At 43.1% G+C, this 13,500-nt stretch carries 19 protein-coding genes and 1 pseudogene; 17 read left to right on the top strand and 3 right to left on the bottom strand.

All coding sequences use genetic code 11. From position 1 onward, the window contains the following. Window positions 1–15 precede the first annotated feature (15 nt). Window positions 16–744, bottom strand: a complete 729-nt coding sequence (locus KNP98_RS12955; RefSeq protein WP_214804574.1) for an SDR family oxidoreductase — start codon at window positions 742–744, stop codon at window positions 16–18. Between the two features lie 118 nt (window positions 745–862). Here KNP98_RS12955 and KNP98_RS12960 point away from each other — a divergent pair, with 118 nt between their 5' ends. Both KNP98_RS12960 and KNP98_RS12965 read left to right on the top strand, forming a co-directional pair. Further along, window positions 863–1,309 carry a hypothetical protein gene (locus tag KNP98_RS12960; protein WP_214811696.1) on the top strand — a complete coding sequence of 149 codons (447 nt, stop codon included), beginning with the start codon at window positions 863–865 and terminating at the stop codon, window positions 1,307–1,309. A 61-nt stretch (window positions 1,310–1,370) separates the two neighbouring features. Further along, window positions 1,371–2,129: an SDR family oxidoreductase gene (locus tag KNP98_RS12965; RefSeq protein WP_214811698.1), complete on the top strand. Its 759-nt coding sequence runs from the start codon at window positions 1,371–1,373 to the stop codon at window positions 2,127–2,129. A gap of 156 nt (window positions 2,130–2,285) precedes the next feature. Here the strand turns inward: KNP98_RS12965 and KNP98_RS12970 are convergent, their stop codons facing one another. Continuing rightward, window positions 2,286–2,669, bottom strand: coding sequence for a hypothetical protein (locus tag KNP98_RS12970; protein WP_088837148.1), 384 nt, complete (start codon window positions 2,667–2,669; stop codon window positions 2,286–2,288). Window positions 2,670–2,828: 159 nt separating this feature from the next. Here KNP98_RS12970 and KNP98_RS12975 point away from each other — a divergent pair, with 159 nt between their 5' ends. The 7 genes from KNP98_RS12975 (at window position 2,829) to KNP98_RS13005 (ending at window position 6,375) form a co-directional block, all read left to right on the top strand. Further along, complete coding sequence (locus KNP98_RS12975) at window positions 2,829–3,218, top strand: hypothetical protein (protein WP_239456893.1); 390 nt, start codon at window positions 2,829–2,831, stop codon at window positions 3,216–3,218. A 123-nt stretch (window positions 3,219–3,341) separates the two neighbouring features. After that, complete coding sequence (locus KNP98_RS12980) at window positions 3,342–3,626, top strand: hypothetical protein (RefSeq protein ID WP_214811700.1); 285 nt, start codon at window positions 3,342–3,344, stop codon at window positions 3,624–3,626. A gap of 30 nt (window positions 3,627–3,656) precedes the next feature. Next, on the top strand, window positions 3,657–4,139 hold the full coding sequence (locus KNP98_RS12985; protein WP_214811702.1) for a hypothetical protein: 483 nt from the start codon (window positions 3,657–3,659) through the stop codon (window positions 4,137–4,139). A 1-nt stretch (window position 4,140) separates the two neighbouring features. Continuing rightward, complete coding sequence (locus KNP98_RS12990) at window positions 4,141–4,845, top strand: nucleotidyltransferase domain-containing protein (RefSeq protein ID WP_214811704.1); 705 nt, start codon at window positions 4,141–4,143, stop codon at window positions 4,843–4,845. Window positions 4,846–4,947: 102 nt separating this feature from the next. Next, window positions 4,948–5,574: a hypothetical protein gene (locus KNP98_RS12995; protein ID WP_214811706.1), complete on the top strand. Its 627-nt coding sequence runs from the start codon at window positions 4,948–4,950 to the stop codon at window positions 5,572–5,574. 68 nt (window positions 5,575–5,642) lie between these two features. Then, window positions 5,643–5,966 (top strand): antibiotic biosynthesis monooxygenase, encoded by a 324-nt coding sequence (locus KNP98_RS13000; RefSeq protein WP_088837154.1) that lies wholly within the window; start codon window positions 5,643–5,645, stop codon window positions 5,964–5,966. Window positions 5,967–6,237: 271 nt separating this feature from the next. Further along, complete coding sequence (locus KNP98_RS13005; protein WP_214811708.1) at window positions 6,238–6,375, top strand: hypothetical protein; 138 nt, start codon at window positions 6,238–6,240, stop codon at window positions 6,373–6,375. A 550-nt stretch (window positions 6,376–6,925) separates the two neighbouring features. Here KNP98_RS13005 and KNP98_RS13010 read toward each other — a convergent pair. Then, window positions 6,926–7,864 carry an IS30 family transposase gene (locus tag KNP98_RS13010; protein WP_088838374.1) on the bottom strand — a complete coding sequence of 313 codons (939 nt, stop codon included), beginning with the start codon at window positions 7,862–7,864 and terminating at the stop codon, window positions 6,926–6,928. Between the two features lie 281 nt (window positions 7,865–8,145). Here KNP98_RS13010 and KNP98_RS13015 point away from each other — a divergent pair, with 281 nt between their 5' ends. The 8 genes and pseudogenes from KNP98_RS13015 (at window position 8,146) to KNP98_RS16285 (ending at window position 13,442) form a co-directional block, all read left to right on the top strand. Beyond that, window positions 8,146–8,568 carry a DUF2712 domain-containing protein gene (locus KNP98_RS13015; RefSeq protein ID WP_214811710.1) on the top strand — a complete coding sequence of 141 codons (423 nt, stop codon included), beginning with the start codon at window positions 8,146–8,148 and terminating at the stop codon, window positions 8,566–8,568. 83 nt (window positions 8,569–8,651) lie between these two features. Beyond that, window positions 8,652–9,422, top strand: coding sequence for a hypothetical protein (locus tag KNP98_RS13020; protein ID WP_214769099.1), 771 nt, complete (start codon window positions 8,652–8,654; stop codon window positions 9,420–9,422). Further along, window positions 9,412–10,143, top strand: coding sequence for a WxPxxD family membrane protein (locus tag KNP98_RS13025; RefSeq protein WP_214769097.1), 732 nt, complete (start codon window positions 9,412–9,414; stop codon window positions 10,141–10,143). The genes KNP98_RS13020 and KNP98_RS13025 overlap by 11 nt, the downstream gene beginning before the upstream one ends. Further along, on the top strand, window positions 10,143–10,865 hold the full coding sequence (locus KNP98_RS16280) for a DUF2705 family protein (protein ID WP_214766119.1): 723 nt from the start codon (window positions 10,143–10,145) through the stop codon (window positions 10,863–10,865). The genes KNP98_RS13025 and KNP98_RS16280 overlap by 1 nt, the downstream gene beginning before the upstream one ends. A 9-nt stretch (window positions 10,866–10,874) precedes the next feature. Further along, window positions 10,875–11,525 (top strand): ABC transporter ATP-binding protein, encoded by a 651-nt coding sequence (locus KNP98_RS13035; RefSeq protein WP_214811712.1) that lies wholly within the window; start codon window positions 10,875–10,877, stop codon window positions 11,523–11,525. Beyond that, window positions 11,518–12,120, top strand: a complete 603-nt coding sequence (locus KNP98_RS13040) for a hypothetical protein (RefSeq protein WP_214766123.1) — start codon at window positions 11,518–11,520, stop codon at window positions 12,118–12,120. Before KNP98_RS13035 ends, KNP98_RS13040 begins: the two co-directional genes overlap by 8 nt. Window positions 12,121–12,425: 305 nt before the next feature. Next, window positions 12,426–12,766: pseudogene (locus KNP98_RS16345) on the top strand (transposase); the annotation flags it as partial. Window positions 12,767–12,965: 199 nt separating this feature from the next. Further along, window positions 12,966–13,442, top strand: coding sequence for a transposase (locus KNP98_RS16285; protein ID WP_353048592.1), 477 nt, complete (start codon window positions 12,966–12,968; stop codon window positions 13,440–13,442). Window positions 13,443–13,500 lie beyond the last annotated feature (58 nt).

Raw genomic sequence — 13,500 nt, forward strand, 5'->3', positions numbered from 1 at the left:
GTTCTTGTATACTCCTTATTTTTGTGATGTCGGACGGATCAGGATTTCATTGATCGAAACATCATCCGGTTCACTGACCGCATAGTTGATTGCCCGAGCAATCGCGTCGGCATCAATCGCCTGCATGTTGCCGATTCCTTGTTTGATGTCTTCATCCGTGATGTGGTCTTTTAACTCCGTATCGACGGCTCCCGGTGAAATGATTGTCGCGCGAATGTTATTGTCGACTGATTCTTCCTTCCGGAGACCTTCCGTAATCGCACGAACGGCAAACTTCGTTCCGCTGTAGACAGCGCTTGACGGCATGACTTCGTGACCTGCGACGGACGAGATGTTGATGATATGCCCTGATTTTTGTTTTCGCATGTACGGAAGGACAGCCCCGATTCCGTAAAGAACCCCTTTGATGTTGACGTCAACCATCGTATCCCATTCATCCTGCTTGTTTTTATGGAGTTGCGACAACGGCATCAGACCGGCATTGTTGACGAGGACGTCGACTGATCCGTACGTCTCCTGTGCCAGTTTCGCGAGTTGTTCGAGTTGCTCCGTCTTTGTCACGTCCGTCACTTGATAGACCGCTTGACCACCGAGCTGCTCGATTTCTTCTTTTAATGCTTGCAACCGCTCTTCACGACGTGCTGCGAGGACAAGTTTTGCACCATTCTTCGCAAGTAACTTCGCTGTGGCTTCCCCGATACCACTTGATGCACCTGTAATGATGACGACTTTGTTTTCAGCCATGATTGATAACCTCCTGTAGTAGTTGCTTCACTGATTTATGTTCACTGTTGAGTTATTGCCTGTTTTGCTGCAGGACAAACCTTCGGATGACACTTATGAAAAAAAGGAGCTGGTTCGTATGAAACGACGGACGATTCGTTTAATCGTCATCTTACTTGTGATTGGATTTATTTTCATCATCGAACCATTCCGAAATCAACCGCCGCTTCCTGACGTGTCGGTCGGAAACCAAACGATCCCGACGCAGCAAGGGTCCTATTGCTGGCATGGTCTCATACGGGGACAATGTGTCGACTATATCTACACGAACCCGCTCGAAATGACAGAAAAATTGAAGCCGACCGTGGTCCGACCGGAGTCACCGATTACGATTGCCTTTCATGACGGCCCTGCGCCGGACGATTTAAAAATCGAACAGTGGCAAGATGCAGGGACAAGACAGACGGTTCCGCTGCAAGGCGAACAACTCAAAGCACCTGATGCGCGCGGAATCTATGTGTATCATGTCCTTGCTGATTGGGAGCAAGGGGACGGGAACTCGGCTTTCGTGATTGAAGTGAAATGACACGTCGAAACGGGTAAAGACGAGTAAGGTCGTCGTGTTTAAGCAGAGAGGATGAAAAAACATGAGACTCGAAAACAAAGTGGCCATCGTGACCGGGGCGGCGTCCGGAATGGGCAAGAGCATCGCGGAGCGGTTTGCAGCAGAAGGAGCACGTGTCATCGTGTCTGACATTCAGCTGGACGGGGCAAACGCAGTAGTCGCGGCGATTGAAGCAGCCGGTGGGACGGCGACCGCCATCAAAACGGATGTCACGTCTGCTGAAGCGATCAAACAACTGTTTAACGAGACGTTAACGGCTTACGGACAACTTGATATCCTTGTCAACAATGCCGGAATCATGGACGGGATGGAAGGGGTCGACGAGCTGACCGATGAACGCTGGGACCGCGTCCTCGCCATCAATACGACGGCCGTCATGCGGACGATACGGCTCGCGATTCCCTTATTTCGTGCACAAGGTTCCGGAAACATCATCAACAACATCTCAATCGGTGGACTAAACGGAGCGCGTGCCGGTGCTGCGTACGCCGCCTCCAAACACGCTGTCGTCGGTCTGACGAAAAACACGGCGTTCATGTATGCACAAGAAGGGATTCGCTGTAACGGAATCGCGCCCGGTGCCGTCGAGACGAACATCGGACAATCGATGACGAACATCAGTGAGTTCGGGATGGGACGGACGATGCTCGGGATGGGCTTGAACCCCAGAACCGGACAACCTGACGAAATCGCACAGCTCGCTTTGTTTCTTGCATCAGACGAGGCGAGTTTCATCAATGGGGCAATCGTCGTTGCAGACGGGGGATGGAGTGCCTATTAGGCCGATAAGACGAGAGCATATACTATAATAGGGCAATAGGCTGTAGCGTAATCAAGACGACGGACATCCCCGTCATCTTTTAATTTGTCCGAAAGCAAATAACGCTTGTTCAGTCCGATTTTTTAATAAAATACATAAGAAAAACGAATCTCACTGTTAACGATCAACAGTAAAAATCCGTTCGCGGACAGTCGTTGTTTTCAATTGTTTCCGGGCATCAATCGAGTCACGGATATGTATAATGTATTGTCGTCCTTTCCGATACCCAGAGCGAGGCGGTTTAATCCGCAACTCTTTCCCATCGATGACAACGAGTTCATTTTGCATCCGTTCCCCCGTCGAATCCGTGACGGTAACGGTTCGGTTCGAAACTTGATCAGCGCGGAGTCCATGTGAAAATTCAATAGCGAATGTATGATACGTCGAAATCGAACGTGTCCGTGATTTGAAGTGCGGGTCGTCTGTTCGTGCTTCAAGGGAACAGTAACACCCTGTGAAGACTAAACAAACAGTCAGGATGATGGAAAATAACGGTTTCAAAACAAGGCTCCTTTCGTCATTTACTTCATTTTAATACAAAATATGGTAGTATTCAATCCGTCTCAGGACGGAATACTAAAATTTTTTCTTCAAGGAAGGTGGAGTGGGGTGGTATACTCGAAAGCGAGAGAAAGGCAGTGAGAGCGTATGACAGAAAGCATGAGAGAAATTATCGTCTCCATCCGGACAAGTTATGATTTTAAAGCAGACCAGGGACGTGCCGTCCGCGTCGTCGAGTTTCACGGGCGTCGGACGACGACGATCGACACCATCAAACAATCGACACCGAAGCGGATGATTTTGCTCGAGATGATTCGGGCCGTCAATTCATTTAAAGAACCATTCCATATCATTTTTAATGTCGAATGTAATTTCGGCTTTAAATATTTGAATGATGAACGCAAGTGGGAAAACCGCGATCTTGGTGATACGTTTAACGAAGCGATCAAGCAAGGCGGGCACACGTTCGAATTACGTGACAGCTCTTTTTACGAAGGTGGAAAAGACCTGCAAAAATGGTTACTCAACATCTTAAAGAAAGCAGACTGAGTCGGTCTGAAGGGGGGTTCTATCGTTACCGATAGGATTCCTTTTTTCTTTAGGACTCCCGTGACTTACTAATATGTGGTAAATTTGTTGGAAGAAAGATTCTTTTTAAGAGGAGGTACGCTCTTGAATCATGTATTGCGTCGGTCGAGCCCTGTCGTCGTCAGCTCCTCGATCCTCTATTTGATTGTCTCGAGTCTCGTCTTGAGCGGCTATTTCCGAATCGCCGTCGCCGATCCGTTCAGTTGGCTGTTTTACTTGGGAATTTTGCTGTCGGCCTGTTCGATCGTACTACTCAGTCAAATGCGACACGTGTATACCGGCATCCTGCAAATCATGTTAGTGTGTCTGCTGCTTACGATGACCGGACTCATGACGGTGATGTATGGACTGGAAATCATCTTGAACTGACTTAAAACTTACATGAAGAGGTGTGTACAGATGAACAAAGAAGACCATCAACTTGCGAGAAAACTTTTAACGACCTACTTAACCGGAACCCAACTCGCGACGATTCACTTGGCGAGTTTCGTCAGCCTGGATTTCATTAATCTCTACGATACGATGAACCCGGAAATTTCGTTACGGATTGAAACCGATCGCCTCTATTACGGGGACGTCGAATCGTCAAAAGACTGGGTCGTCCGTCATATGACGAAAGAAGAGATGTTGCATCTGATCGTGACTTTACATACAGAACGGATTACCGGTGTACGCATCGGAAAAACGATTCCGCACCTTTTTCTGACGTTCAGTTCCGGGAAGACACTCGTCGTCAACGGCTCGGATACGTATTACGAATCCTGGACGGTCGATTTACGGTTGAACGCCGAAGCGACGGCCTCAATCGTCGCTGTACCGGGGGATGAAGTGGCCGTTTTCGCCAGTGATAACGCCTTATTCCAAGATCGGGTCATGGAGTGACATGAATCCAGAAATTCTTACACTGACGAATGAACTGGTGGCTGAACGATACCCTGAATCCTTAGCCGCAATGATCGCCGGCAGTCATGTCCGCGGACGGGCGACAACAACGTCTGACATCGACCTGATTGTCCTCATGCCAACAGGAGCACGCACCTACCGGGAGTCGTTTCTGTATGAAGGATACCCCGTCGAAGCGTTCATTTACACGGAAGCGACGATTGGTGATTTTTTCGACGCTGACCGTGCGCGTCGTCGTCCCTCGCTGCAACGGATGGTCGCGGAAGCGGTGCCGGTCCGGGTGCATCCACTCGTCGACCGGTTGAAAACGGAAGCGTCGCGCCAATTGCTTGCCGGACCAACGCGATGGACGGTTGAACAATTAAATCAGAATCGCTATTTTTTGACGGATCTGCTCGATGACTTCATTGGGGTAGAGGACCGGACGGAAGGACTCGCCATCGCAACACGTCTTTTCGATCAAGCAGCTGCCTTTCACTTAACGGCATCCGGACGCTGGCTCGGTCAAGGAAAATGGTTGCCGCGTGAACTCGCCGCCCTCAGTCAAGCAGATGCTGACCGATTCACGGATGCTTTCGAACGTTATTTCCGTCATGATGAGAAACAACCGGTCATTCAGTTGATCGAGACGTGGCTAACACAACATGGCGGACGACACTTTGATGGATTTTCCATCGGGACATAAGACCTGCTCTTGTTGCGACGAGCAGGTCTTTGTTATGCTAAAGAACTAGACGAAACCATCAATCGGTTGAACGGACCGTCGCTTACACAAGGAGAGAATCGCATGAAGAAACAACTTGTATGGCTCATCAGCAGTTTCCTCGTCGGGATCGGTTGTTTCTTATTTTTACAACACGACAACCATTCCGCAGCGTTCCATGATCCGGCCCCTGAGTTAACACCGCAAGCGGTCGTCGCCGGTTTCAACAAAGATGCGACCATTCAGCTTACGACGAAAGAGGTCTACTGGACAGAAACATTAAGCGACACGCAAGCGATCGCTTATGCAGAGACGCAGACGACGCGCTATTTGATTGTGTTACGGCGCAACGAGGCAACGTACGCCGTCACCCACGTCACACGCCGTACCGTACACGACGGACAAGAGTGGGCGGAAGCGGATGTCATCGAAACGGACGCCGGCCGCTTCTTGATTGTTATCGGTGAAAATCACCGTCGCCTGATTGATCATTTGACGATCGCGCCTTATAAGGTCTCGTTGACGAACGGCGCAGAAGAGACCCGTGCCATCGAAGCGATGACGCGTACATTTGACGTCGCAACGAAGGAATGGTTCCATACGGTGCAAAAGCTCCCGCAAGCTTTTTCGAAATCACTGTTCTTTGATCTCCACGCGGTCGACGCCTCAGGCGCAGAACGGTTCCGCTTCCTGTCGAACAGCATCGACTGAAGCATCAAGAGTGGGCACTCGTCTTCTCGTTCGGTATACTAGTTGCAGTGAACAAGGGAGGAATCGGTATGTGGATTGTAATGAATCAACTACGCGTTGTCAAAGGGAAGTCCGATCAAGTTGCGGCGCGCTTTAAGACGACAAAAGGGATTGAGCAGATGGAAGGATTCATCCGGATGCAAGTGCTCGTCGATATTAGTCAGGACGAACATGATGTCGTGACAATTATGACGACATGGGGAAAACAAGCAGATTTCCACGCCTGGCAAGCGAGCCAGGCGTATAAAGGCGTCCATAAAAAACGCGACGCGGGGACTTCTGAAGTCAAACCGCTCGTCCTGTCGAATGCCGTGACGGAATATGCCGTCGTCGCCGATCATCCGCATCTCTAAAAAATGCCTGACACCTGTTCTTCGGATGTCAGGCATTTCAGCGTGTAGACAAACTAGATGGAAGGTCACTTGAATGTGATCTCCCATCTTTTTTTGCTCTCTCTTTCCTCCCTAATCGTCTTCCTGTGGCAAACATCGCGCCGCTTCGCTTCACTGCAGGGTCGCTCCTGTTTGCTTTCCACTAGAAAGCGATTAGATTGGAAATCGAGGCTTTTTTAGCTTTCTTTCATATTATAAAGTAAAAGAAATATACCACGAAGGAGGGTTTCCCATGATGGGAAAACGAAATCAACCCCATCGTTCTGAAAACATCACGGTCACACTCGAACAATTGGTTCCTGCGGACCACTTGGTCCGCAAGGTCGATCAGGTGATAAACTTTCAATTCATCTATCCATTTGTATCATGAGTGTGTTCCTGTATCTTCTACAAAAATATGTAAAGCCACTGAAGACGATTCTATCTTCAAATCCCTTGATGGTCTTTGCGGCAATAGGAAGAAAAAACCGTTCATTTTAGTCAATCTTTCGTTTTTAAATAAAACATAAAAAAAGTGGTGTTTTCGAAATCGAGAACATCACTTTTTTATTAGAATGAAACAAGAAAAAGAAAGTCATCAATATTTAAGGTTTTATAAACAACAAAATTAATTATGAATCAGTATAAAACTTATTTATTTTATTTGAAACGCTATACATCGTGTTGTTCAAAATGTTCAATCACTCGATGGAAATAAATATTCACCTGACAAAAGTAAGATAAAAGGCTTAATTTTTAAAAGGTGGACAGTAAATCTATTTGATATAAGTAAAACTATCTGTAACTCTCAAAAGCTCTTGAGAGAAAATTAAAGGATTTAAGCACTACACAATTTGTTAAATCTGAAATGTAAGTAAATATTTTCAAGTTGTAATTTTAATTGATAAATATTAGTTTTTTTATTTTTTTATGACGGTTTGTCAAATTAAGTGCAACACTTCTTCCGTGAAGACCTCGTATGCAGTTTTCCAGTTGAGACATTTTCGCGGTCTCCCATTGATCCAGGCGAGCGCTTGAGCGAGTTCAGAACGACTGACCTTTCCGAAATCTGTCCCCTTCGGGAAAAATTCACGGAGAAGACCATTGGCGTTCTCGTTACTCCCACGCTGCCAAGAAGAATACGGATCCGCAAAATACATCGGTACGCCTAACGTGTCACGAATTCGTTCATGACAGCTAAACTCTTTTCCACGATCTGTCGTCGCAGTTTGGAACGTTCCCAACGGGAAGTAAAGATGCAATGCTTGAATCGCAGACTCCATCGATTGAGCGGACCGATCTTCCATCGGTACAGCGAGATAAAAACGGCTCTTTCGCTCGACGAACGTTGCGACACAGGCTTTGGATTTCCCTCTACCCGAGACAACAGTATCAACCTCCCAATGTCCGAACGTTTGGCGCCCTTTGACGTCAGACGGACGTTTACTGATTGGCAGTCCGACGTTAAAGCGTCCACGCGTCTCACGTGGTTTCTGACGCTTTCCCTTTTGTCGAAGGAGTCCAGAATCGGCCTCGACGAGGCCCGTATAGATCCAGCGATAAATTGTCTTGAACGAGAGTCCTTCTTCTTGGAATAATCGTCCGGCAATCTGTTCAGGGGACCATGTCTCGCGTAACTTTTCGAGGATACGGACTCCTTTTTCGAGCGTAAACTTCGTCCGTGCACCGCACTTCTTTTTGCGTTCCACATAACGCTGGTCAGCACAGGAAGCATCATAGTAAGGATTTCGTTTCAATTCTCGTGAAATCGTAGAAGGTTGACGCCCCAGGCGTCCAGCAATCTTTCGGACAGAGAAACCTAGCTCGAGATACGTCTCTATTTTGACTCTTTCTGATGTGGTAAGATGAACATAGCTCATAACGAATCCTCCGTTGAATTTTGTGTGGTAACTCTATTCTACACGAGGCCGTTATGGGTTTTTTTTGTGTTTTCAGCTAGGTGTTGCACTTAATATTACAATTCGTCGTTCAAATTAATGTTTTATTGAAAAATAAATTTTAAATATTTTCATAAAGGAAATTTAAGTAATAAAATTCTTTTAAATGATAAAATAAATATTATTAATGTAAAGTAATATCAGTAAAATATGTGGTATATTTTCATGGAATTACCAATAAAATTTTAGGGGGAAAAAGAACAATGAAAGTACAAAAGAAATTAGTAAACACAGGAATGGCTTTAGCACTAGGACTTGGTGTCCTAGGAACATCGTCAGTTGCATTGGCTTCTAATGATAACGTTGGGTATAGCTTTACTTTAAAAGCCAATTATGGTAATACTTATAGTAGCGAGCGATACCGTCAAACGGAAAACACAGCTAACAAATGGAAAGTCAATATGAGTTATACTTCTGAAGGAACAGGAAAAATTGCTACATACTGGTTGGATAAATCAGGAACACAAGTTTCTAATACAGTTGATGTTAAACAAGGCGGAGGCAGTTATTATCGATCTGCATACCAAACAGCGAGTAAATCGTATGTACGTTTAGCAGCAGAAAATAATAACTATACTTCTAACACTTATACTGTAAGTGGTTACTGGGACGAAGAAACTGATTAATTTTTAAAGATGATGAATAAATCAAACACTATCATGTGTTTGATTTATTCATTTTTTAAAGTGAAAGAAGGGACGATGGTTTTATGATTAAAAGTCAATTGTTGAATCTGTATAAAAATCGTATGAGTAGAATCTTATTCTTGATCATTGTATGCATTCCAATGGTTGAAATCTTTTTATTGACGAGACAACAACAGTTGTCGGATGAAGTTTATCAGCCTGTATTTGCTTCTTTTTTAACTGGGTCAAGTATTGGTCATGCACCTCAAATTATTTTATTATGGTTTTTGCCTATTTACTTACTGTTATTAGGTGGAGACAATGCGATTCAAGACTATAAAACAGGATATCGAAAAATACTGATTAGTAAAATTGGTCGAAAAGCTTACTTTGCTCAAAAATTATTTATTTCTTTTGTAACTTCTTTCTGTACGATTTTGACTTCTTTAATGCTGAATTTGGTGTTAGTACATATTGTTTTTTGGGGTGGCACATTATCGGGCGGTAAAACTGAACTCAAGTTTGATGACAATCCGCTGTTTAATTTTAGTATCGCTAACCCATTAACCACAGCTCTTTTATACATTTTCTTCTTTTCACTCATTGCAGGATTAGTAGGAATGCTTGGAACGAGTATTAGTTTGTTTTTCTTGGATAAAAAAATAGCATACGCTGCAACATTCTTTGTCTGGTTCTTACTCGTTTTAAAGAAAGACTCTATCTTATTGTTGCTTCAACCCTTTACTGAGTATGGATTTGCTGACTTGACGAATATCTTTTTCCTGTCTTTATTAGTTTTATGTCTGTTCCCGCTGACTATTTATGTGTATGGAGTAAAATTCAATGAAGACTAAAAAAATCAGTGCAGTAGTGGGTGTGGTCCTGTTTTTAATCTTTATTTGGAATACTCAAACGAAGGCTAGTTTAAGTAACCCCTATTTAAAGACAGGTGACCTTACATATGACGATATCTTATTAATTGCCAACAACAGTGCGTTCGGATTTAGTTCGATCCAAGCATATTCCTTATTCTATGTAGCACCGTTTTTGATATTACTGAATAGTTTCTTTTCGCGAGAAGCTAAATGGTCTATTACACGGTTCAAGTCTCGTCAACAATACTTCTTCCTAAGAGTTAGACAGATTTTGCTCACTGCGTTTCTCTTTTCACTTACGCACTCCGTGATCAATTTAGGAATGTCCTATCAACATTTTCCGAGTGAAGTCTTAGAAAGTAATCATTTTTTGAAGATTGTCTTTTTAAACACGATCAGTCTTTTCTTATTCTATAGCTTCGTGGGGATTCTGTATGAATTGGTAAAAGATCTTGTAAATTCCTCGACCAAGTCCTTCTTCATCGTAGTCTTTACTATTGGTCTGCTTTTCTTTATGGAAAAATTATTGTTAAGTCAAATATGGGGTCCGCTAAAAGATTTATCAATGTACAACAAAATGCTTGAGGGAGAATGGGGCGTATTAGATATTGCGCTTATCTTTATCCGACAATTTTTCTTTGCTGCATTTGCCTCTAGTCTCGGTCTTGCTGCCTTTGTTAGAAAGGATATGTACAAATAATGATAAAAAACAAACGTTTATTTGTATTAGTACTTCTTTCGATTATTGTTCAAATGATCTTCTTAAAGTTTTCGAGCTTAGAGATGTCCCGATTTCCTTTCTTGGATGGGGTACCATTGACATCGAGTAGAATGTTGACGTACCAGTACTTACTCTATTGGTACTTCCCGGTAATCGTCATGAGTTTCTATTTTTCAGGAAACCTAAGAGAAGCAATTCGATTTAAAGGAATCCCCTATATTACTAGAAGATATAGCAAGAATATGTTCATGATGAAGCAATTCCTGTCCATGTTCTTGTCTTTAGTATTCTTTATCTCTTTTCAATTTCTTATATTTCGATTGTTTAAAGTCAATACTTATGATTTATCGGTCGATACATATACGTATATGATGGTAATCTATGTTGGCAGCTTAGTCGTAATGTTTTCGATACAAATGTACATGGAGCTTTTGTTTAAATCGGAAATCGCTCAGCTCATCGTAAGCATTTATATTCTTGTTCCAACCTTACTGAGCGCCGAGTTTCAAAAGACAGCTATGCTTTCAAACTATTTCTTTTTATCGAACTATGCAATGGGGTTGCGCAACGGTTTAAATGACTGGGATTTCCTCTCGAGTAACATCGTCAATAGTTCATATGGAATGATTGGTATCATGTTACTAGAAATTTTATTGGTATGGCTGTCAATTCAACGATTTAAAAAATTAGACATAATGTAGGTGAAGATAATGATTAAAGTAGAGAATGTAAGTAAAGAGATAAAAAGAAAAGCTGTCTTGAAAGACATCACTGTTGAATTTTTACCAGGTCAAATTTATGGCGTATTTGGAAGAAACGGCTCGGGTAAAACGATGTTACTCCGATCTATTGCCGGATTAATCGTACCTACTGCCGGCACAGTAAAGATTAACGACGAAGTACTTCATGAGGAAATATCGTTTCCACCAAGTTTAGGCATCATTATTGAAAACATGGAACTGTTACCACAGTATGATGCAATGACAAATTTAAAAATTCTCGCGAAAATTAGAAAAGTAGCGACCGAACAAGATATGATTGAGGCAATCGAAGCAGTAGGTTTAGATCCGACATCAAAGTTGAAGATGAAGAAGTATTCTTTAGGAATGAAACAAAGATTGAACATTGCACAAGCAATTTTTGAAAAGCCGGACATTATCTTGTTAGATGAACCGACCAATGCTATCGATCAGAGTGGTGTCAACTTGATTCAAGAGTTATTGGTTCGTGAAAAGCAAAGAGGCGCAACTATTCTCGTGTCGAGTCATCAAAAAGAAGACATCGAAAAAATATGTGACCACGTAATTTATATGGATGAAGGACGTATTGTAGTCGACCAGGGACGAATCGTAAATGAATAAGAATAAGAAAGTGATATTTGTACTACTAATGTGCGTGTGTATCGCCTCTATTACGTATCCATATGTATCTAACTTTTTCACACATAAAGAGCAAGATGCACTGCAGCAAGTTACTTTAAAGTCTGGTGAGTATAAAGTCGGAGAAGATTTTCCCGAAGGTCAATACGATATTCAATCTACTAGTGATGACGCCATGTTTATGCAGAAAAAAATGAGCAACAATGACAAGTGGATGGGAATTTCATTTAGTGACGGTGAGTCAATTCCTTTGAAGGGAACCTTTATACTTACACCCTCTAAGCGGAAGCCTTTAAAAACTGACGATACGGGAAAATATGAAATCTCGAATTCTGGCTACTATGAAATTGGCAATCAGATACCTGCAGGTAAGTATATGCTTACATATGAATCACAAAGTAGCATGATTGAAAAGCCACTGATACAAATCTTATCTAAAAAACGTAGTATACTTAAAGGGTACTCATTTGAGGGAGCTAAACAATATACAATCGAGTTAAAAAAAGAAGAAATTCTAGAAATCCATAAGTCACTGTTCAAAGAGAATAATGCAGGTGTCATTTTAAATCCAATGTGAGGGTAAAACGAAAAATTTTCAAATTACTCAAAAAGAAACGTTAACCCTTATTTCCTATTGAAATGAGGGTTTCAGCGTGTAGACAAACTAGATGGAAGGTCACTTGAATGTGATCTCCCATCTTTTTTTGCTCTCTCTTTCCTCCCTAATCGTCTTTCTGTGGCAAACATCGCGCCGCTTCGCTTCGCTGCAGGGTCGCTCCTGTTTGCTTTCCACTAGGAAGCGATTAGATCGGAAATCGAGGCTTTTTTAGCTTTCTTTCATATTATAAAGTAAAAGAAATATACCACGAAGGAGGGTTTCCCATGATGGGAAAACGAAATCAACCCCATCGTTCTGAAAACATCACGGTCACACTCGAACAATTGGTTCCTGCGGACCACTTGGTCCGCAAGGTCGATCAGGTGATGGACTCTCAATTCATCTATCCATTGGTTGAAAAGTTGTACTGTGAAAATAACGGAGGACCTAGCGTGGATCCTGTTCTCTTAATCAAGATGGCTCTTCTTCAATATTTATTCGGTATTCCTTCTATGCGGAAGACGAAGAAATCGAAACGAACGTCGCCTATCGTTGGTTCCTAGGATTTGGATTGGATGAAAAGGTTCCTCATTTTTCAACCTTCGGAAAAAACTATGTCCGACGCTTCCAAGACACGACGATTTTTGAAGATATCTTCTACAAAATTCTGACCCAAGGCGTCGATGCTGGATTCGTGGACCCAGTGGTCCTGTTTATCGATTCGACACACGTCAAAGCAAATGCGAATAAGCGGAAATATAAAAAGAAACATGTTCGTCGTGCAGCACGTTTTTATCATGATGAACTGGAACAAGAAATCAATGATGATCGTGAGGCGCACGGAAAAAAAGCGTTTTACCCCCAAGAAGAAGGACGAGAATGATCGACGTTTGACGAAGGAGAGTACCACGGATTCTGAGTCAGGATATTACGTGAAGGGGGAGCGTGAAAAGCAGTTCGCCTATTCCTTTCATACAGCGTGTGATCGGAATGGCTTTGTACTCGGGACAATTGTCACACCAGGTAATATTCACGATAGTATCATTTTAAATCCCTTGCTCGAGCTCATCATCCACCGTTTTACCGTCCCGTTTGCAGTCGTCGCAGACTCCGCCTATAAAACCGCCCCCATCGTACATTTACTTCTCAGACAGTGTATTTTGCCAGTCTTCCCCTACACTCGCCCCAAAGGGGTGAAAGGTATGTTCAAAACGAATGCCTTTTATAATGATGCGTATTACGACTGCTATCTCTGTGAAAATGATCAGTCGCTTGTCTATCGAACAACTACACGGGAATGAAGACGGGAGTACGTATCAGATCCAAAAATCTGTGAAACTTGTCCATTTCTAGAACGGT

The sequence above is a fragment of the Exiguobacterium sp. s127 genome (assembly GCF_018618695.1).
Taxonomy (GTDB): domain Bacteria; phylum Bacillota; class Bacilli; order Exiguobacteriales; family Exiguobacteriaceae; genus Exiguobacterium_A; species Exiguobacterium_A oxidotolerans.

Excerpts from the sequence above, each read along its gene's own strand:
- KNP98_RS12985 (WP_214811702.1), top strand. The coding sequence starts at position 3,657 with ATGAACAAAGAAGACCATCAACTTGCGAGAAAACTTTTAACGACCTAC.
- KNP98_RS13010 (WP_088838374.1), bottom strand. The coding sequence starts at position 7,864 with ATGAGCTATGTTCATCTTACCACATCAGAAAGAGTCAAAATAGAGACG.
- KNP98_RS12990 (WP_214811704.1), top strand. The coding sequence starts at position 4,141 with ATGAATCCAGAAATTCTTACACTGACGAATGAACTGGTGGCTGAACGA.
- KNP98_RS13020 (WP_214769099.1), top strand. The coding sequence starts at position 8,652 with ATGATTAAAAGTCAATTGTTGAATCTGTATAAAAATCGTATGAGTAGA.
- KNP98_RS13040 (WP_214766123.1), top strand. The coding sequence starts at position 11,518 with ATGAATAAGAATAAGAAAGTGATATTTGTACTACTAATGTGCGTGTGT.
- KNP98_RS12975 (WP_239456893.1), top strand. The coding sequence starts at position 2,829 with ATGAGAGAAATTATCGTCTCCATCCGGACAAGTTATGATTTTAAAGCA.
- KNP98_RS13005 (WP_214811708.1), top strand. The coding sequence starts at position 6,238 with ATGATGGGAAAACGAAATCAACCCCATCGTTCTGAAAACATCACGGTC.
- KNP98_RS13035 (WP_214811712.1), top strand. The coding sequence starts at position 10,875 with ATGATTAAAGTAGAGAATGTAAGTAAAGAGATAAAAAGAAAAGCTGTC.
- KNP98_RS12955 (WP_214804574.1), bottom strand. The coding sequence starts at position 744 with ATGGCTGAAAACAAAGTCGTCATCATTACAGGTGCATCAAGTGGTATC.
- KNP98_RS16285 (WP_353048592.1), top strand. The coding sequence starts at position 12,966 with ATGATCGTGAGGCGCACGGAAAAAAAGCGTTTTACCCCCAAGAAGAAG.
- KNP98_RS12960 (WP_214811696.1), top strand. The coding sequence starts at position 863 with ATGAAACGACGGACGATTCGTTTAATCGTCATCTTACTTGTGATTGGA.
- KNP98_RS13000 (WP_088837154.1), top strand. The coding sequence starts at position 5,643 with ATGTGGATTGTAATGAATCAACTACGCGTTGTCAAAGGGAAGTCCGAT.
- KNP98_RS12995 (WP_214811706.1), top strand. The coding sequence starts at position 4,948 with ATGAAGAAACAACTTGTATGGCTCATCAGCAGTTTCCTCGTCGGGATC.
- KNP98_RS12965 (WP_214811698.1), top strand. The coding sequence starts at position 1,371 with ATGAGACTCGAAAACAAAGTGGCCATCGTGACCGGGGCGGCGTCCGGA.
- KNP98_RS13015 (WP_214811710.1), top strand. The coding sequence starts at position 8,146 with ATGAAAGTACAAAAGAAATTAGTAAACACAGGAATGGCTTTAGCACTA.
- KNP98_RS16280 (WP_214766119.1), top strand. The coding sequence starts at position 10,143 with ATGATAAAAAACAAACGTTTATTTGTATTAGTACTTCTTTCGATTATT.
- KNP98_RS13025 (WP_214769097.1), top strand. The coding sequence starts at position 9,412 with ATGAAGACTAAAAAAATCAGTGCAGTAGTGGGTGTGGTCCTGTTTTTA.